Here is an 18,825-nt window from a genome sequence, read left to right as displayed (position 1 = left end):
CGCACATTTTTAACCTTTTACATAATATACTTCTTGTCCACTTTCAATAACGAACTCTGGTTTAGGCTGACCAGCACTCGCTTTATGACCAGCGATGTGCTCAGGGCTTTTCTCCCAGTTTTTCCATGCTTCCTCTGATTCCCAACGAACCATGACTAGCACTTCTTCATCACCACGGCGAACCTTTTTTACTAATACTTGTTTATCCAAAAAGCCTGGCTGTCTCTCTAATAGAGAAGGCTCTCCTGGCTTTGAACCAAAGCGTTCTACAATCTTTTCTGAATTTCCTTCAGTGACTACGATACGTTTGATTTGTACAAACATATTATTTATATGCCTTTAACACATCTTCAGCTTTTGAAGTTTCTGATTGTAAACCGCCACCTGATAAGTACCAAGTTTCTGGATTTAAGTAGAATACTTTGCCGTTTTTCACAGCATTAGTACCACTAACGATTTCATTTTCGATTGCACCTTTTGTACCTGATTCGCCGTTTTCATTTACAACTGCATCACGGTCAACTACAAATAAAATATCTGGGTTTACATCAAGTACATATTCAAATGATGCTTCCATACCATGTGTTGAAGCTTCGATCTTGTCATCAGCTTGTTTTGCACCAAATACATCATGTACTACGCCAAAACGTGAACCGCTACCATATGCAGATAACGCACCTTCGCTACCTAAAACAACTAATGCTTTTTCTTCAGAAGCACCTGTTGCAGCTTTTACTTCATCTACTTTTGCTTGATATGCAGCAAATGCATCTGCTGCTTCTTGTTCTTTGTCAAAAATTTTACCTGCTAATTCAACATTCGCTTTAAATGACTCTAAGAAGTTTTTGTTATCAACACCTACATAAACAGTTGGTGCAATTTTAGAAAGCTCTGCGTATGCTGCTGCTGCACGACCAGAGATGAAAATGATATCTGGTTGAATTGAAGATAATTTTTCATAATCTGGCTCGAATAAAGTACCTGCATTTTCATATTTAGAGTCTTCAAATTTGCTTAAATATGCTGGCATAGAACCTTGAACTACTGCTGTTACTTCTACACCTAAAGCATCTAAAGTATCAAGGAAACCATTGTCAAATACAACTACTTTTTCTGGTTTTTTATCAAGTGTTACTTCTTCAAATACTGTGTTACCATCACGACCTTCGATTGTGCTACCTGGGATTGTTACTGAATATGCTGCTTCTTCAGTTTTATTTTCCTCTTGTTGACCTTCGCCTTCTGTTGAAGTTGTTCCTTCTTCTTTATCCTTTGAACCACAAGCTGCTAATACTAACAGCATCATAGCCATTAACAAAGTAAGTAATTTCCAGTTTTTCATTTTGAAATATTCCTCCATTTTTATGAATTAAAATATACGCAAATGCGACAACCATTCTGTTCTTGAACGGGGATGTCCATATCATAAATTTCTTTTAATGCAATTGAATTAATAATGTCCTGTGTTGGACCATTTTTGACAACTCGCCCATCTTTTAATGCGACGATATAGTCTGAGTAAACTGAAGCAAAGTTAATATCATGTAGAACAATAATAACCGTTTTCCCTAATTCATCTACAAGCTTACGCAAAATTTTCATTATTTGTACAGAGTGTTTCATATCCAAATTGTTTAAAGGTTCGTCTAATAAAATGTACTCTGTGTCCTGTGCAATAACCATTGCGATGAAGGCACGTTGGCGTTGACCGCCAGATAATTCATCTAAATAATTATGCTGAATATCAGCTAAATTCATGTATTCAATCGCTTCATCAATTTTCACTTCATCCTCAGGCTTTAAATGCCCTTTTGAATATGGAAAACGGCCAAAGCCTACTAGTTCACGAATCGTTAAGCGAACATTCATAAAATTAGACTGCTTTAAAATGGATACACGCTTTGCAAATTCCTCTGATTTCCAACGACGTACATCTGATTTATCAAGTAATACTTCGCCAGTATCAGCATTCATTAAACGGCTTACCATTGATAAAAGGGTTGATTTACCTGCACCATTAGGACCGATAAATGATGTAATCTTACGTGGTGCGATATCGATGCTGACATCTTGCACAACTGGCTTCTTCCCAAAGTATTTCGTAATTTCCTTTACTTGAATCATGCTGCAGACCTACTTTCCTTTAATAATAGGTAGATAAAGTATACGCCACCTATAAAGTTTATAATCACACTCAATGTTGTTGTAAAGCTAAAAATTCGCTCTACGACAAACTGTCCACCAACTAAAGCAACAACGCTCATTAAACAAGAGCCTACAATTAATATAGAATGTTTATACGTTTTAAAGTATTGATAAGACAAATTCGCTACGATTAAACCGAAGAAAGTGATAGGTCCAACAAGCGCAGTTGAAACAGCAATTAATATAGAAGAAATAATCAACATACGTTGGACAAGCTTATCATACGGCACACCTAAGTTAATCGCTGTATCGCGTCCAAGAGACATAACATCAAGCTGTCTCATATGACGCCAGCCATAAATAAATGTTAACAAAATAACAATACCTGCTAGCCAAACTAAATTCGTATTGACATTATTAAAGCTAGCAAACATTTTGCTTTGTAAGTTTAAAAACTCATTAGGGTCAATCAATACTTGCATGAATGTTGTGACACTACCTAAAAATGTACCAACAATCATCCCTACTAATAATAAAAAATAAATTGGGCGCTTACCTTCTTTAAATAGCAAGCGATAGAAAATCATTGCAAATAAAATCATTGCTGCTGTTGCTGTCAAAAAGTTAACATACGCATTTAACACAAAAATTGAAACAGAGCCAAAAAGGAAAAAAATGATTGTTTGCACCATCATATAAAGTGCATCAAGCCCCATTACACTCGGTGTTAAAATACGATTATGTGTAATTGTTTGGAAGACAACAGTCGAATAGGCAATGGCAACACCTGTTAATGCCATAGCAGATACTTTCACAAGGCGGCGTGGAAATGCATAATGATAATTTCCATTTAGTTGATAAAAAACGTAAAGTGCCACACTTATAATCGCTAAGCCCAATAACACCAACATTTTCGTACGATTACGCATATGCTCTCCCCCTAAACAACATGATTAGGAAGATGGCACTGCCAATCACACCGACTGTCATGCTAATCGGTATTTCATAAGGATAAATAATAACGCGTCCTAAAATATCGCATATTAATAAGAATGACATCCCAAGCAATGCCGTATGCGGTAATGTTTTCGCTAAATTATCTCCTTTAAATAAAGAGACCATGTTCGGAATAATTAATCCAAGGAATGGAATCATGCCGACAGTTAGCACTACTGTTGTTGAAATAAGAGCTACTAGCACTAAGCCTAAATTCACAACAAATTTATAGGATAGACCTAAATTTTTTGCAAAGTCCTCTCCCATACCCGCAACAGTAAAGCGGTTAGCATAAATGTATGCTAATATAAGCACTGGTACACTTATGTATAAAAGCTCATAACGACCTTTCATAATTAATGCAAAATTCCCCTGTAGCCAAGCTGACATATTTTGTATAATATTTGCTTTGTACGCAAAGAATGTCGTAATAGAAGATAAAATATTACCAAACATTAAGCCGATCAATGGAATGAAAATCGCATCTTTGAATTTAATGCGGTTTAGTATTTGCATAAATAGCAGCGTTCCAGCTAATGCAAATATGAAAGCAAGCGATATTTTTTGTAAATAGCTTGCGCTTGTAAATATCATCATCGAAACTAGCACGCCTAATTTTGTCGCATCAAGTGTACCTGCTGTTGTTGGTGACACGAATTTATTGCGACTTAAGCTTTGCATAATTAAACCAGCAATACTCATCCCTGCGCCTGCTAGCAAAATAGCGACAAGTCTAGGTACACGGCTTATAAGGAATAACCTTGTTTCCTCAGATTGGAAATCAAGCAAATCAGTCGGCTTAATATTGATAACCCCAATAAAAAGTGACAGAATTGATAAAACAATTGTTGCAGTTAAAAGATATCTTATTTTCATAACAATCCCCGGTAGATTTATTATTGTTTATCTCAATTCCTCTGAATCAAGACAAAGCTCGTCGTAACAAATGCAAATCTCTCATTTTACAAGAAGAAATCTAACACCATTACATTTAAACTAGTGACAACAGTATGTTGAGAACAATTATCACTATCAACAGTCCCCATTATAAGCACCTTTTTCTCAGCAGTCAACAGCTAATTGAGAATTATTCTTAAATTAATTAGATCTATTATATAACTAACAAGATTTTTGACAGAAAGCAAAAAGACAGAAACCCTCTTTTCAGCGCAAATGAAAGTGTGAACACAGCCATTTACCGAAAGAGTATATCTGTCTAAATTTTGTCATATTTTAAGCTAATAAACAGCGATTGGCCCATAAGGCCCTTCAATAATTTCAATTTTCGTTTCAAAAATATCTGTTAAAATATCTGGCTTCATCACTTCTTCAACTGTTCCGAAGGCAGCAATTTGTCCATCCTTCATCGCACAAATTCTATCAGAGTATTTGGCTGCAAAATTTATATCATGCATAACAGTCAGAATCGTTCGTCCAAATTCATTCGCTGCTCGTCTCAAGTGTTCCATCATTTGAACAGAACGAGCAACATCCAGATTGTTTAGTGGTTCATCCAAAAGTACATATTCTGTTTCTTGACATAAAACCATTGCCACATATGCCCGTTGCCTTTGACCACCAGAAAGCTCATCTAAATATCTATTTTCTAAATCCGTCAAGTCTAAAAAATCGATATATTTAGAGATAATCATCTCATCCTCTTTCGTTAACCTTCCCTTCGAATAGGGAAAACGCCCAAACCCAACGAGCTGTCTAATCGTCAATCGAGTGACGAAATGATTTTCTTGTCGCAATATCGTCAAGATTTTTGCTAAGTCTTTTGATTTGGAATCTGACACATTCATATTCGCTACCTGAATTTGTCCTTCTTCCATATCCAAGAGTCTGCCAATCATCAATAGTGTCGTAGACTTTCCGGCACCATTTGGCCCAATTAAAGAAGTAAAACCTGCTTTTGGTATTTCAATATTCAAAGGTCCTATTTCTACTTTATCCGTATATGACTTTTTCACATTATCAATTTTTATCATAAAGCCCTCTTCCTTAAAATCACAATTAAAAAGATGACGCCACCAAATAGTTCAATAATAACTGAAACCACACCTTGTGCATTAAATACATGATACATCAAAAAGTATGCGCTTGTTATAATCAAAAATCCTATAGCAAAAGCCATTGGAAAAATATATCGATGATCATACGTTGGTGCTGCTTGATAACTCAAAGTTGCTACTAAAAATCCGTAGAAGGTAAGTGGTCCAATCAAAGCGGTTGAAATGGACATCAAAATTGCAACTAATATTAGCGTATAAATTACACTAGATTGATGTCTAACGCCAAAAGAAGTAGAAACATCCTTCCCAAGTGACAATACATTTAAGTTTTTAGAATGAGCAATCAGTAATAACCCAATAATGATTACCATCGGAATGACAATCGGGAAATATGCCGCATCTGCATGATTGACAGAACCAAACAATTTTGCCTGTAAAATATCAAACTCAGAAGGAGCAAGCAATCTTCTCATAAAAGTTGACACAGAATTCAGCCCAGTTCCAATAATAATGCCGACCAAAAGCATAAGTTGTAAATTACCATATTTCCCGGAAAGAAGCCATCCGTAAAGGATTAAACTCATCAAGACCATTAGGATAACTTGAAAAATAAATGAACTAATCCCACTAAAATTGATTAATGCACTAGCACCAAAGAAAAATATGGTACTCGTATGTATTGTTGAGTAAAGTGATTCAAAGCCTAAAAGTGAAGGCGTAATAATTTTGTTATTTGTAATCGATTGGAAAGCAACAGTTGACAAGCTATGACAAATCGCAGCAATAATCATTGCAACAATCGCTACAATCCTTCTTATCACAACTGGGATAAAAGAAGGTGAATCGATTGGAACTGGATTGTTATAAACTAAAAGCCCATATGAAGCAAGTAGACCGCAAGCAATAAATGTTATCAGTAAAATCCAATAACGTCTTTCTTCTTTCTTAGAACGAAAAGCCCTCGCTGACCTACTTTTATGATGGAGGCTAGAATCAATTTCGACATTTTCTTTATTTCTATATTCCAATGTGCTCATCTTAGCCTCCTTGGTTTTCTTTGTCTCAATAAAATAGTAATAAATACAACTGCCCCTACTGTTCCAAGTATTAAAGAAACAGGCACTTCAAAAGGCATAATAATTGTTCGAGAAATGATATCACAAGTAGTGATAGTACCCATTCCTATCAGACATACCCAAGGCAAATTACTTCTAAGGTCATCTCCTCTAAACATGGAAACAATATTTGGGACAATTAAACCTAAAAAAGGTAGGTTTCCAATAACTGCTGCAACAATTCCAACTGCTAAAGAAATAAGACCTGTACCTACAAAAACGATTCTATTATAATTAGCGCCAAGGCTTGTCGCAACATCTTCACCTAGTCCTGCTAATGTCAATCGATTCGCATAAATAAAAATAAACAAAGTAACAATAACAATTATCCATAAATATTCATATCGCCCAACTTGTACGGCCGCAAAAGAACCGACGAACCAATTTTCAATGCTTTGTGTCATTTGAAAAAGAAGTCCAATAAAGGTGGAGACTGCTGAAATGACTGCACCAAGCATCAATCCAATAATCGGGACAATTAAAGAAGAACGTAGCTTCACTCTTCTTAAAAATAAAAAGAAAATCATTGTTCCTATAAAAGAAAAAATGATTGCCCCTGTCATTCTCATAACTAAAGTTGGAGCTGGAACTAATAAATAAACAAGAAGAAGCCCTAAACCTGCCCATTCAATTGTTCCTGTTGTGGTAGGTTCCACAAAGCGATTTTGTGTAAGCAATTGCATGACGAGTCCTGCCATTGCCATTGCTGCCCCAGTAAGCATTAATGCCACCGTTCTTGGAACACGAGTAATGAAAAACATCTCCGTGCCATCCTCTTGTCCACGTATATCGTAAACCCCAGTGAACAGTGAAATAATGCCTAAAATTACAACAACTATAATCGTTACTATAAAAGACTTGGTCCATATCTTATTGTGGTTATAAAACTGGGGTTGAGAAAGATTCTCAACCCTAGAAGTTATATTTTTTGGCACTATTGTATACTCCTTTACATTACTTAGCTAAAGTATTTGCAAGGTTTTCAAATAGCTCTATATAAGTTTGAATAGATTCATTTGTGTAAGTATCCGCTGGTGCATAAACAATTTGTTCTTTAGAAACAGCTGTTGTGTTTTGAAGAGCTGGTGAGTTACTAATAACATCCTGAGCAGGTACTAATTCCTCTTCGCCAGCTATTGCAGCATCACGATCTAAAACGAACAGCCAATCAGGATTGCTTTGTGCAATCGCTTCAACAGAAACTTCATCACCTTGGTGATCTGATGTAGACTCAGTAACTTCTAATGCTGGAGTCCATCCAAAAATTTCATACATTGGTCCCCAAACACGTCCAGAATGAGGAGCTGCAAAACCGATATTTCCACCAGAAACGATGACACTCATCACTGTATCCGTTCCGTTATATGCAGACTTAGCATCTTCGATAGCTTTATCAAAATCAGCTACTAATTGTTTAGCTTCGTCATTTTTATCAAAAACTTGACCTAAAGCAATTGTAGTATCCTTAAATCCATTTACAAAGCTTTCTCCAGGTGCGCCAGTTTCACCAGAAACATCAAAGCTAAGGTCAATCACTGTAGCATTTGGTACTAATTTTTTGATATCTTCATAGTAGTCTGCAAATCGTTGACCTACAATTACAAGCTCAGGATTTGCCGCTGCTAAAATTTCAAGATTTGGTTCACGGTGGTTCCCGATATTTTGAACTGACTCATCTTTTACATATGATAAATCCGCAGGCATTACATCCTTTGGCACAGCTACTAATTCAATTCCCCAATCTTGTAAAGTTTCAAAAGTTCTATTATCTAAAGCAACTACATTCTTTGGATTTACAGGAACAGTAACAGTTCCATGAATATCAGTAATTTCTACTGTCGTAGGTTCAGTAGCCTCTTCAGTCTCATCTGCTCCAGTAGAATTTGATTCTTGATTTGTTTCTTCAGTCTCCTTAGCTCCATTACTGTCCTTACTTGAATCTGAGCAAGCGACTAATAGCAAAGTCAAAACTGCTAGAATACTAACTAGCTTTAATAACATTGATTTTTTCATACATATACTCCTTAAAATTTAGTTTATTTCGAAAATGATGTAGCCCATCGATTACATTGGATAGTTGTTGTTATCCATCTATTCGATATTGATAATCATTTTCATTTGAACGTTCTGTTGATTAGTATAGACATTAATTCTGTGAAAATCTTGTGAAAGATGTGAATTAATTAATTAAATTTACTTTTTTTATCATCTTGTAGATAAAACGCAAAAAATAACACATAACTTACAATTTTTTATTCTTCAATACCCTTAGTTTGATTGTCACATTTAATAAAAAAACATGAGCAAAACAAGTTAAAACTGTTTTACTCATGTTTTTCGATTATGTTTAATGTGGCCTTTGTCTATTATCTGATTTTACTACTCAATCATTGAATAGCCTCTGCCATGTATTGTTTGAATATATTGGTCTTTCTTCTCGCCCTTTAGCTTTTTTCTTAAATAACCAATATATAAATCTACTACATTAGGATTTACTGCAACATCATATCCCCAAACCTGGTTCAATAGCATTTCACGGCTCAATATTTTATTTTTATTCTTAATTAAAAATACAAGTAGGTCATACTCCCGCCTAGTAAGTGGGAGGGTTTCGCCATCTTTTGTTACAATATTGCGCGATGTATCAACCAGTAGCTCTTTAAAACGGAAAAAATCAGGCTCGCCTGACTGGCTCCCTTCCCATCTTCTTAAAACAACTTTTATTCTTGCTACCAATTCTTCTTTCACAAATGGTTTTCTTATATAATCATCTGCTCCTGCTTGTAATCCTGCTATGCAATCTTGGCTAGATATATTGTTTGTCACAATAATAATTGGCGTCGTTTTAACAGCCCTTATTTGTCTGCAAATTTCTATTCCAGATATACTTAATAAATCCCAATCCAGTACTATAATATCCCAATCTTGCTCATATACTATATTTAAACCTTTATTTTCATTATGAAGCGTTAAATTGAAATGGCCTTCTTGCTTTAGACCACTTACGATTTTCTTTGTTAAAGACCGTTCATTTTTAATTACCAACACTTGCTTCAACTATGATTCACCTCTAAAAATATTGGATTTATAAAGTTTAAATTGCTAATAGACTATTATCATGTTAAATCGATTTAGATAATCAGCCTACTAAGTAAATATAATTCTAATATATATGAAAATCCTATGAAAAGGTCAATTATTTAAATTGACACAAATACGTAAAATATGTATATTAATATATGAGCAAATGTTCATATATTAATATAGGGGGCGCACATACATGCAAAATAACGATCATCAACAAATAAATCATTTAGACGAGGAAACTTTATTCGTTGTATCTCAAACATTTAAAGCATTAAGTGATCCAACAAGGATACGCATTTTAAATTTACTTTGCTGCGGTGAACATTCTGTCAACCATATCGCTGAAACGTTGGATTTAAGCCAATCGACAGTATCTCATCAGCTACGCTTTTTAAAAAACCTGCGATTAGTAAAGTTCCGACGTGAAGGCACAACACTTTACTACACAAAGGACGATGACCATATTATGAACTTACTACAGCAAGCAATTGAGCATGCTGCACATTAGGAGGAATGACAGATGGGACATGAACACAGCCATGCACACACAAATAACAAAAAAATATTGCTCATTTCCTTTTTAATTATTACGACATATATGCTCGTTGAAGCAGTTGGGGGCGTCCTGACAAAAAGTCTCGCCTTACTGTCTGATGCTGGACATATGTTCAGTGACTCAATTTCATTAGCTATTGCCTTGATTGCTTTTAAATTGGGTGAAAAAGCCGTTACGTATAATAAAACATTCGGCTATAAACGCTTTGAAGTTTTAGCAGCATTATTTAACGGTGTTACATTAGTTGCGATTGCCTTAATTATTTTTTATGAAGCAATTGAGCGTTTTGTTAATCCACCAGAGGTAGCCACAGTAGGTATGCTTATTATTAGCTCCATTGGACTTGCTGTAAATATTTTAGTCGCATGGATTATGATGAGAGGTGCTGATACAGAGGAAAATTTAAATATGCGAGGCGCTTTTTTACATGTAATAAGCGATATGCTCGGCTCAGTTGGTGCAATTATTGCTGCATTGTTCATCATGTTTTTTGGTTGGGGCTGGGCTGACCCGTTAGCAAGTGTTATTGTAGCTATTCTTGTGTTACGTAGCGGCTATTTCGTAGCCAAAAAGGCGATTCATATTTTAATGGAGGGCACACCAGCAGATGTTGATATTAATCAAGTCGTTCAAGCAATAGCAAAAGTAGAAGGTGTTAAAGGCATTCACGATGTCCATGCTTGGACAATCACAAGTGGCTTTCATGCCTTCTCCTGTCATATCGTAGTTGATGAACAGCTAACAGTTGCTGAAAGCAATAAAATCACACATTCGATTGAGCATTTGCTACAGCATAAAGGGATTCATCATATTGCATTGCAAATGGAGCCAGCAAATCATCATCACGATGAGGCAATTCTTTGCACACTAGAAGCAGCTCCTGAGCATCATCATTAATTCAATTAAGTAGATGTATCGTTAATTTTTTAGCGTACATCTACTTTTTCTTTCTCTCCAACAACAGTTCATAGAATAATCTGAAAATTTAATTGACTAAAGCAAAAGAACTTTCTATACTTAAAACTATAATTTCTGTTGTACGAAAATCATTTCCGCTTATCGGAAAATATAGGGAGGCGATAATATGAATCATCCACAATCTACAGAAGACCAAAAGCCTAAGGGGCTCAATGCGTTTGTATTAATGTTCATTATTATTATCATTATGACGATTTTAACGTATATTGTTCCTGCTGGTAAATATGAAAGGGTCGACAATAACGGACGTACAGTCGTAGACCCTGAGTCATTCCAGTTTGTTGAATCAAGCCCTGTTGGCTTTTTGGAAATGTTCAATAGCGTACATTTAGGTATGCTTGAAGGGGCTTCCATTATTTTATTCGTATTTTTATTTGGCGGTGCGTTAGGCATTATGCAAAAAACAGGGGCGATTGATTCGTTTATTAAAGTCACTGCCGCTAAATTCGGTAAACAGGAATACATACTCATTCCTATTTTTGTTTTTATCTTTGCTTGTTTAGGCTCGCTAATTGGTTCTGCGGAGGATACGCTTGTTTACATTGCGATTATCATTCCCTTAACAATGGCGCTCGGCATGGATGCACTGACAGGTTTTGCGATTGTGATGCTTGGCACATTAGCAACAGGCTTTACATCCGGAATTACTAACCCCTTCAATATTGGGGTGGCGCAAACAATTGCTGAATTACCTATGTATTCAGGTATGGGCTACCGCATCATTGTATTTATCGTATTTTACATTTTAACGGTCGCTTATATTTATCGTCATGCGAAAAAGGTGAAAAAGAATCCTGAGTTAGGTATCTACGGAAAATTCAAGCGAGAAGAGACAGTAAAAATCGACCTTAGCTTCAAAATGAGCACGCGCCATTTATTAGCATTGATTGTCTTATTACTGAATTTCATTGCTTTAGTTGTAGGGGTTATTAAATTCCAATGGTATATTAGTGAAATAGGAGGAATCTTCCTTTTAAGCAGTATTATTATGAGCCTTATTTGTGGTATGCGCCTTAATGATATGGCAGATGGCTTCATTGGCGGTGCTCGTGAAATGGTTGAAGGCGCATTAATTATTGGTTTCGCTCAAGCAATATTAGTGATCACAACAACAGGTGGTTTAATTGATACAATTCTTTATTATGTAGCAGGTATCGTTAGCTCGCTACCAGCTTCAATTAATGCAATTGGGATGTTCCTATTGCAGCTATGCTTGAACTTCTTAGTACCATCTGGTAGTGGACAAGCTGCTTTAACAATGCCAATTATGACACCTTTAGCCGATTTAATTGGGGTATCACGACAAACAGCAGTGTTAGCCTTCCAATTTGGTGATGGGATTTCAAACATGGTCATCCCAACAAGCGGTGTATTATTAGCCGGGCTTGCAATTGCAGGTATTCCGTTTGCTAAATGGGTAAAATGGGTATTCCCTTATTTCCTTATCCAAACAGCTTTAGCGATTGTTTTATTAATTATCGCTCATGCGATGAACTATGGCCCATTTTAACTTCTTTCAGTAGAAGTAGCCCACCTCAATTTAGGTTGCTTTTCAGTAGGTGTACAAACGCTTGTGGCAAGAAGTTAAAACCTCGGCATAATTGATAATAAAAGGAGGAATTATTTTGTCAGCGGATTTAAAACAGCAAGTCATTGCATGGAGAAGGCATTTACATAGCCATCCAGAGCTATCACATCAAGAGTACCAAACATCGCAGTATATATACGATCAATTGATAACATTCCCTAATTTAGAAGTGAAGCGTATGACAAAAACGAGCGTTTGTGCTTTTTTAAAAGGAACAAAAACAGAAGGCACTGGGCATACGATTTTGCTACGTGCAGACATTGATGCATTACCAATTCAAGAGGAAGCGGATGTACCGTTTAAATCGCAAAATCCAGGTGTTATGCACGCTTGTGGGCATGACGCACATCCAGCTATGCTATTAGGGGCAGCAAAGGCTTTAGCTGAACGTGGTACAGACTTTAATGGAGAGATTCGTTTTGTTTTCCAGCATGCAGAGGAGGTAACGCCTGGCGGTGCAGCCGAGCTAGTTGCATTAGGGATTACAGAAGGTGTTGATTATGCCTTCGCTTTGCATGTAAATCCAGACTATGAAGCAGGTCAATTTGCAATGAAGGATGGAAAATTAACATCGGCAGCAGATGATTTTGAAATTAAAATTTTCGGCAGAGGTAGCCACGCATCCATGCCAGAAGTGGCTGTCGACCCTTTAGTGATTGGATCAGAAATCGTGATGGCTTTACAAACCATCGTATCGCGCAAAATGCCAATCCTTTCAGCCCCTGTTTTAACAGTTGCTAAATTCCATTGCGGAACAGCATTAAATATTATCGCAGATACAGCAGAGCTAGGTGGCACGATTCGCTCATTAGATGCTAAAGTGCGTGTGGACGCTCGTCAACATTTAGAAACAATTGTTACAAGTATTGCAACAATGCACGGTGCACGTGCAGAAATTTCATGGGAGTTAGGCTGCCCATCTGTTACAAATGATGCAAAGCTAACTGAATTATCTCGTCAAATTGCAGGTGATATTGTTGGCGAAAAAGGTGTCATCGAGCTACCTGCCCCGATGTTTGGCACAGAAGACTTTGCGGACTTCTCTGAAGCTGTTCCATCTTCTATGCAATTTATCGGGGTGCATAACCCAAGCTTTGGTGAAGTATTCCCACTCCATCACCCTCGCTTTAAGCTAGATGAAGAAGCGCTGATTTACGGAGCCCGCTACTTCGAAAATATTGCACGTACCTTATGTCCATAAAGAAAAAATGTTAGGTCGATTTTATCGGCCTAACATTTCTTTATTTTAAGAAGATAACCATCTATCGTGCTACTCCAGCCCTCTTTCTTATTTTATAAAGCAAACAAGCTCTTTTTCACAAATAAATAAAAATGCATCGGCTCCTGCCCTTTTACTAAATGTACAATCGCATAGCCTTGCTTGAACAGCGTCTCGAAAATCGTGCGCGTTTTATAGCGCCAATCCTCTGCCAATGCTAGGTTTTCTATTTTTATTTTTGAAAAATATTGAGGAATTGGCACTAAATAAGCATCGCTATAATAATTTAGCGTTGCATCAAACGGTGCTTGCTTATTTAACATCGGTAAGCCATCCACTGTATAAGACCACTCGACAAGCTCCTGCGCTCCCTCCAATAACTCCTCAATTTGTGCATCCCAGCGTGCAATATCATCATCATTTAATAGACGCTCAACAACTAAGCGGTCCGATGGAATTTTGCTATTATAGCTTTCCTGCAATGGACCATGAACGTCTTTTTTATAAGTCGATGTGTAGCCACGCAATTTTGTAAAGCTACCTTGCCCATGAACTGCTTCGAGCGGATCAATAATCCATTTGCACTTTTTATAGCCATATGCTCTAGCTATATCCTTTTGATAAAGCTTTAACAGCTCTGCCACGCCTTGCTCTCTGTAGTCTCGTGCTACAGCTGTTAAATGCGAATATAAGTAATACTCCTCATCCGCAAAGCCTGCATAGCTATAATTAAAGCCTATTAGCTGTTCTTCTATATATGCCCCTAGGATAAACCCTCCATTTTGCATATATGCAGTAAGCTGATAAATCGGTGTCGCTTCTCCACAAATAGCCTGCTCTAATTGACGAATTTGCTCCAATTCCTCTAAGGCCTCTACTTGCTTAATTTGTACAGATTCTAACATACCTTTACAGCCTCCTTTGATATAGCTCTGCTTCTATTATATAGTAGAAAATCATCTTTTAACAGAATATACAGAACAATAAAAATAAAAAGATTTTACTTTAGGGTTAGATAACAAAAAGCTACCATATAAATCGAAACATTTATATGGTAGCTTTATCAAATTATTTTACACCACGCATCGCCTTCGAAATAAGTGGTGTACATACTAATAAAATTAAACCTAAAACGATGGATGCGCCGCCAATCATACCGAAGTAAGTAATGTCGTTCACAACCTCATAGACTTGAACAAGCTGTGCATTTACCGCTTGTGCCGCAGCACTTGCTAAAAACCATAGTGACATTGTTTGCGCTGCAAATGCCGCTGGTGCTAGCTTCGTTGTTGCAGATAGTCCAACAGGTGATAATAACAACTCCCCTATTACTACTAGGAAGAATGATAATACTAACCACCAAGGGCTAATTAATGCTTCGCCACCAGATAAAAGTGATGGAATGACCATAACGATGAACGAAAGACCTGCGAAAAATAATGCAAACACAAATTTCACTGGTGTTGATGGTCCTTTATCTCCCCATTTCACCCATAACAATGCAAACAGTGGTGCTAGTGCAATGATAAATAATGGGTTTAATGATTGGAACCATGCTGCTGGAATTTCAAAGCTACCGACCATTAGGTTTGTACGTGTATCCGCATATGTTGCTAATATTGTTGCACCTTGCTCTTGAATTGCCCAGAACATAACTGCTGCAATAAATAATGGAATATATGCTAACAGACGTGACTTTTCATCCGCTGTTGTTTTTGGACTGCGATACATGACAATAAAGAATATAGTTGGTAATAAAATACCTAATGTTGTAATTAATAAACTAAATGCTTTTACAGTTAAATTATCTGTTGCATAGGCAACATATCCAAGTGCAATAATTGCGATAATTCCAATAACAAAGTTGCGTGCTGCTTTTTTCTTATCATTTTTGTCCATTGGGTTTGTTGGTGCACTACCAGCTAAGCCTAAATTTTTCTTAGCAGTAAACCAGAAGATGATTAAGCCAAGCAGCATCCCAATAGCTGCAATCGCAAAGCCATAATGGAAATTCAATTTTTTAGAGACAGCACCAACAATTAATGGTGCAATAAAGGCACCCATGTTGATACCCATAACGAAAATGCTGAAGCCTGCATCGCGACGGCTATCGTTTGGTGCATACATATCACCAACAACCGCTGATACGTTTGGCTTTAATAATCCTGTCCCCATAACGATAAAGAACATCGAAATGAATAATGAAGTTAAAGCACCTGGGAACGATAAAACAATATGCCCAAGCATAATTAAAATACCACCATAAAATACAGCTTTACGTGTTCCCCAAACGCGGTCAGCTAGCCAACCACCAATTACACCTGACATATAAACTAACGATCCATAAATCGCCATAATCGAGTTCGCTGTTACACGATCTAAGCCAAGTCCACCTTCATGTAACTCATAGTACATGTAAAAGATTAAAATGGCGCGCATTCCATAATAAGAAAAGCGCTCCCAAAATTCTGTAAAGAACAATGTAAACAGACCTTTAGGATGTCCAAAGAAACCTTTTTGCGGAACGGATTTGACTATTTCTTCCTTACTATACATACAAATGCCTTCTTCCGTTTAATGTTTCTAAAGTTTCTGACAATAAAGTGATCGCCAAATAACTATATTTCATTACATTAAAGCATATGAATTTATTTTTCAAGTATAATATTATTTGTTAGAAATTTGATTATATAATTTATTTTCGGTATTTTCTGAAAACAAATTATTATTAATGCTACTTAAATAAATAATTTATTCGCTTGCATTTTCAATTTCTAACATAATTTTTGTAACATAATCCTCTTCACGCTTTTTAACAATTGCATCATAAATATATTCTTCATAGACATATTGCCCTAGCTTATACCCTTGCTCCTCCATCACCTTAAACAAACGCGCATAAGTTTTTGGCAATGTTTCTGTCGTCCCAATATGATAACCAACGAGGCAATCTCCAGCAATTGCCTTAAAATATGGATGTCCTGCCCTTGGTAATGGCTGCTCCATATATAAATGGCTATAATTCGTATAATTGCCAGCTAGCACCTGCTCTCGTCTCGTCATTCCTCCAATTGGATGTCCTGTATCTAATTGTGAGCGATCGAGCTCATCAATAAAATCAGCAACTGCCTGTACAAATTGCTCCTCTGTTACATTTTCGATATTTCTACTTAAATAAAATGTAGCCTCTGGATAGCGTTCAATTGTTATCTCGTTAAAATCAATATTCGCTGCCTCCTCAAGTGAACCGATTTTTACTTTTATCATGCCCTCAATCAGTTCGAGCTCTTTCCTTTTTTGTGCAACAATTTGCTGCTGTTGACGCATTAATGTGAGAAATGCATTAGGTGACTGCTCTGCTAAATAATTTTGAATGCCTTTTAAGGACATCCCAAGTGTTTTTAAGAGCTCGATTACACTGAAAAGATCGTATTGCGCAATCGAATAATAGCGATAGCCGTTATCATCTTTAACAATAGGAGATAATAATCCAATTTGATCATAATAAATGAGTGTTTGCTTATTCACCTTACATATTTTTGCGAACTCGCCAGTTGTAAAATATTTTATATTTTTATTAAACATGCTGTATCCCCCTTGACTATATAGTTACTATATACCATATATTATACGTGATTATATAGAGAAAGGTTTTGATAACATGTTTACAAAATTATTTTCACCCACCATCAACTTCCATACAATTGCTCAATTGTATGGTGAATGGCGTATTGGAGAGCTAAATATTAAAGGAGAAAAAACGATTGTAAAGGAGGTCATTCTTGATGACTACCGTTAATGCAATCGAAACAAGACCTGTAAGACCGCTATTTTTCTCGTACCTATACCCAGCAATGGTTGGGATGCTACTCATGTCCGTCAACATTTTAGTCGATGGTATTTTCGTCAGTCGAGGTGTCGGTGCAACTGCTTTAGCAGGGGTCAATATTGCGGTTCCTATTTTTTCTGTTTTACTATCTATTTCTCTGTGGATTGGAATGGGTGGCGCTACGCTCTTTTCCATCTCTCTTGGCGAAGGTAATAAAAAGCGTGCACATCAAATATTTACATTATCTTTTGTGATGATGATTGGGATTGTTACGGCAATCATTGCTGTGCTGCTATTCAATTTAAGGGATATTGCCTATATTTTCGGGGCTGATCACACAACATACCCTTATGTGCAACAGTACTTGTATATTATTTTATTATTTGGCCTGTTTTATACGATTGAAAATTTATTGAGTATTTTTATTCGCAATGACGGTAGTCCAAAGCTTGCAATGCTGGGGCTTATTACTACGTCCGTATTAAATATTATTTTTAACTATATTTTTATTTTCATACTGGACTACGGGGTAAAGGGTTGTGCTTTAGCAACAGCACTATCAACGATTTTTGGTATGCTTGTATTGTTCCTCCATTTTTTTAATAAGCAATGCGAGCTAAAATTCGTCCGTCATTTTTTTGCTGTCATTGATATGAAAAAAATCATGACAATCGGCTTCCCTAGCTTTATCGTTGAAGCCTCTATGGCGTTTATTATTATCCTTTATAATGTTACATTTTTACGTTATTTAGGCTCAGACGGTGTCACTGCCTACGCAATGGTCAACTATATTCATGCTGTCTTATTAACAGTATTTTTCGGCATCGGTATGGCATTACAGCCTTTAGTTAGTTATCACCACGGTGCAGGGCTAAAGAAACGCTTAATTGCCTTATTGAAAATTGGTGTGAAAACAGCTATTATTCTTGGCTTGTCTACAGCCATTATTGCGATGCTCTTTCCTTCCCAGCTCATCGGTGTCTTTGGTGATAAAGGAAGTGCAGAAGTCCAATCAATGGCTATTCAAGGCTTTGCTTATTTTGCGATAGGCTATATATTCCTTGGTGTTAACATGGTATTTGCAGAGTTTTTCCAATCCATTGAAAAAATTCGCCTCGCTACAACGATTATGCTATTGCGAAGTGCGGTTTTGTTTATTCCTGTTCTTATAGTGCTCCCTAAAATTTTCGGTGCGCAAGCGATTTGGTGGACATTCCCTGTTGTAGAAGGCTTAACTGCTTTATTGATTGCCCTCTTTATTTGGAAATCTAAATATGGAATAAAGGAATAAACTTTT

The 18,825-nt window shown here is 36.5% G+C and carries 19 protein-coding genes; 6 read left to right on the top strand and 13 right to left on the bottom strand.

The features are described from left to right. Nucleotides 1-9: 9 nt before the first annotated feature. The 10 genes from R6U77_RS07350 to R6U77_RS07305 all read right to left on the bottom strand — a co-directional run bounded on the left by R6U77_RS07350 (nucleotide 10) and on the right by R6U77_RS07305 (nucleotide 9,328). Entirely contained in the window at nucleotides 10-324 is a 315-nt protein-coding gene (locus tag R6U77_RS07350; RefSeq protein ID WP_319837991.1) for an antibiotic biosynthesis monooxygenase family protein, read from the bottom strand. A gap of 1 nt (nucleotide 325) precedes the next feature. Continuing rightward, a complete protein-coding gene (locus R6U77_RS07345) occupies nucleotides 326-1,342 on the bottom strand; it encodes a siderophore ABC transporter substrate-binding protein (protein ID WP_319837990.1) in 1,017 nt (338 codons plus the stop codon). Between the two features lie 20 nt (nucleotides 1,343-1,362). Further along, the gene (locus R6U77_RS07340; RefSeq protein ID WP_293929366.1) at nucleotides 1,363-2,124 is read right to left on the bottom strand and encodes an iron ABC transporter ATP-binding protein; all 762 of its coding nucleotides are present in this window, start codon (nucleotides 2,122-2,124) and stop codon (nucleotides 1,363-1,365) included. Continuing rightward, nucleotides 2,121-3,074 (bottom strand): iron chelate uptake ABC transporter family permease subunit, encoded by a 954-nt coding sequence (locus R6U77_RS07335; protein ID WP_319837989.1) that lies wholly within the window; start codon nucleotides 3,072-3,074, stop codon nucleotides 2,121-2,123. The genes R6U77_RS07340 and R6U77_RS07335 overlap by 4 nt, the downstream gene beginning before the upstream one ends. Further along, nucleotides 3,067-4,017: an ABC transporter permease gene (locus tag R6U77_RS07330; protein WP_293929362.1), complete on the bottom strand. Its 951-nt coding sequence runs from the start codon at nucleotides 4,015-4,017 to the stop codon at nucleotides 3,067-3,069. The genes R6U77_RS07335 and R6U77_RS07330 overlap by 8 nt, the downstream gene beginning before the upstream one ends. 362 nt (nucleotides 4,018-4,379) lie before the next feature. Then, on the bottom strand, nucleotides 4,380-5,132 hold the full coding sequence (locus R6U77_RS07325) for an iron ABC transporter ATP-binding protein (protein ID WP_319837988.1): 753 nt from the start codon (nucleotides 5,130-5,132) through the stop codon (nucleotides 4,380-4,382). After that, the gene (locus R6U77_RS07320) at nucleotides 5,129-6,193 is read right to left on the bottom strand and encodes an iron chelate uptake ABC transporter family permease subunit (RefSeq protein WP_319837987.1); all 1,065 of its coding nucleotides are present in this window, start codon (nucleotides 6,191-6,193) and stop codon (nucleotides 5,129-5,131) included. Before R6U77_RS07320 ends, R6U77_RS07325 begins: the two co-directional genes overlap by 4 nt. Next, nucleotides 6,190-7,206, bottom strand: coding sequence for an ABC transporter permease (locus R6U77_RS07315; protein ID WP_319837986.1), 1,017 nt, complete (start codon nucleotides 7,204-7,206; stop codon nucleotides 6,190-6,192). The genes R6U77_RS07320 and R6U77_RS07315 overlap by 4 nt, the downstream gene beginning before the upstream one ends. A 19-nt stretch (nucleotides 7,207-7,225) precedes the next feature. Next, nucleotides 7,226-8,284: a siderophore ABC transporter substrate-binding protein gene (locus R6U77_RS07310; protein WP_319837985.1), complete on the bottom strand. Its 1,059-nt coding sequence runs from the start codon at nucleotides 8,282-8,284 to the stop codon at nucleotides 7,226-7,228. Nucleotides 8,285-8,650: 366 nt separating this feature from the next. Further along, the gene (locus R6U77_RS07305; protein ID WP_319837984.1) at nucleotides 8,651-9,328 is read right to left on the bottom strand and encodes a response regulator transcription factor; all 678 of its coding nucleotides are present in this window, start codon (nucleotides 9,326-9,328) and stop codon (nucleotides 8,651-8,653) included. A gap of 223 nt (nucleotides 9,329-9,551) precedes the next feature. On the opposite strand from R6U77_RS07305, the gene R6U77_RS07300 reads away from it, so the two are divergent. The 4 genes from R6U77_RS07300 (at nucleotide 9,552) to R6U77_RS07285 (ending at nucleotide 13,681) form a co-directional block, all read left to right on the top strand. Next, nucleotides 9,552-9,866, top strand: a complete 315-nt coding sequence (locus R6U77_RS07300) for an ArsR/SmtB family transcription factor (protein ID WP_293929360.1) — start codon at nucleotides 9,552-9,554, stop codon at nucleotides 9,864-9,866. A gap of 12 nt (nucleotides 9,867-9,878) precedes the next feature. Next, nucleotides 9,879-10,811 (top strand): cation diffusion facilitator family transporter, encoded by a 933-nt coding sequence (locus R6U77_RS07295; protein WP_319837983.1) that lies wholly within the window; start codon nucleotides 9,879-9,881, stop codon nucleotides 10,809-10,811. 187 nt (nucleotides 10,812-10,998) lie between these two features. Continuing rightward, nucleotides 10,999-12,402: a YfcC family protein gene (locus tag R6U77_RS07290; RefSeq protein ID WP_319837982.1), complete on the top strand. Its 1,404-nt coding sequence runs from the start codon at nucleotides 10,999-11,001 to the stop codon at nucleotides 12,400-12,402. 115 nt (nucleotides 12,403-12,517) lie between these two features. Further along, nucleotides 12,518-13,681 carry a M20 metallopeptidase family protein gene (locus R6U77_RS07285; protein ID WP_319837981.1) on the top strand — a complete coding sequence of 388 codons (1,164 nt, stop codon included), beginning with the start codon at nucleotides 12,518-12,520 and terminating at the stop codon, nucleotides 13,679-13,681. Nucleotides 13,682-13,773: 92 nt separating this feature from the next. Here R6U77_RS07285 and R6U77_RS07280 read toward each other — a convergent pair whose 3' ends face one another. From R6U77_RS07280 to R6U77_RS07270, 3 genes are all read right to left on the bottom strand, one after another. After that, nucleotides 13,774-14,604 carry a GNAT family N-acetyltransferase gene (locus R6U77_RS07280; RefSeq protein ID WP_319837980.1) on the bottom strand — a complete coding sequence of 277 codons (831 nt, stop codon included), beginning with the start codon at nucleotides 14,602-14,604 and terminating at the stop codon, nucleotides 13,774-13,776. 163 nt (nucleotides 14,605-14,767) lie between these two features. Then, nucleotides 14,768-16,255 carry a peptide MFS transporter gene (locus tag R6U77_RS07275; RefSeq protein WP_319837979.1) on the bottom strand — a complete coding sequence of 496 codons (1,488 nt, stop codon included), beginning with the start codon at nucleotides 16,253-16,255 and terminating at the stop codon, nucleotides 14,768-14,770. 195 nt (nucleotides 16,256-16,450) lie between these two features. Beyond that, entirely contained in the window at nucleotides 16,451-17,284 is an 834-nt protein-coding gene (locus tag R6U77_RS07270; protein ID WP_319837978.1) for a MerR family transcriptional regulator, read from the bottom strand. A 76-nt stretch (nucleotides 17,285-17,360) separates the two neighbouring features. Here R6U77_RS07270 and R6U77_RS07265 point away from each other — a divergent pair, with 76 nt between their 5' ends. Together R6U77_RS07265 and R6U77_RS07260 are read left to right on the top strand one after the other, a co-directional pair. Next, nucleotides 17,361-17,498, top strand: a complete 138-nt coding sequence (locus R6U77_RS07265) for a hypothetical protein (protein ID WP_319837977.1) — start codon at nucleotides 17,361-17,363, stop codon at nucleotides 17,496-17,498. Then, entirely contained in the window at nucleotides 17,485-18,819 is a 1,335-nt protein-coding gene (locus tag R6U77_RS07260; RefSeq protein ID WP_319837976.1) for an MATE family efflux transporter, read from the top strand. Before R6U77_RS07265 ends, R6U77_RS07260 begins: the two co-directional genes overlap by 14 nt. Nucleotides 18,820-18,825: the final 6 nt, after the last annotated feature.

The sequence above is a fragment of the Lysinibacillus louembei genome, from assembly GCF_033880585.1.
Classification (GTDB): domain Bacteria; phylum Bacillota; class Bacilli; order Bacillales_A; family Planococcaceae; genus Metasolibacillus; species Metasolibacillus louembei.
The sequence above is the reverse complement of the archived record's forward strand: the minus strand, read 5'-3'. Positions and strand labels throughout refer to the sequence as shown.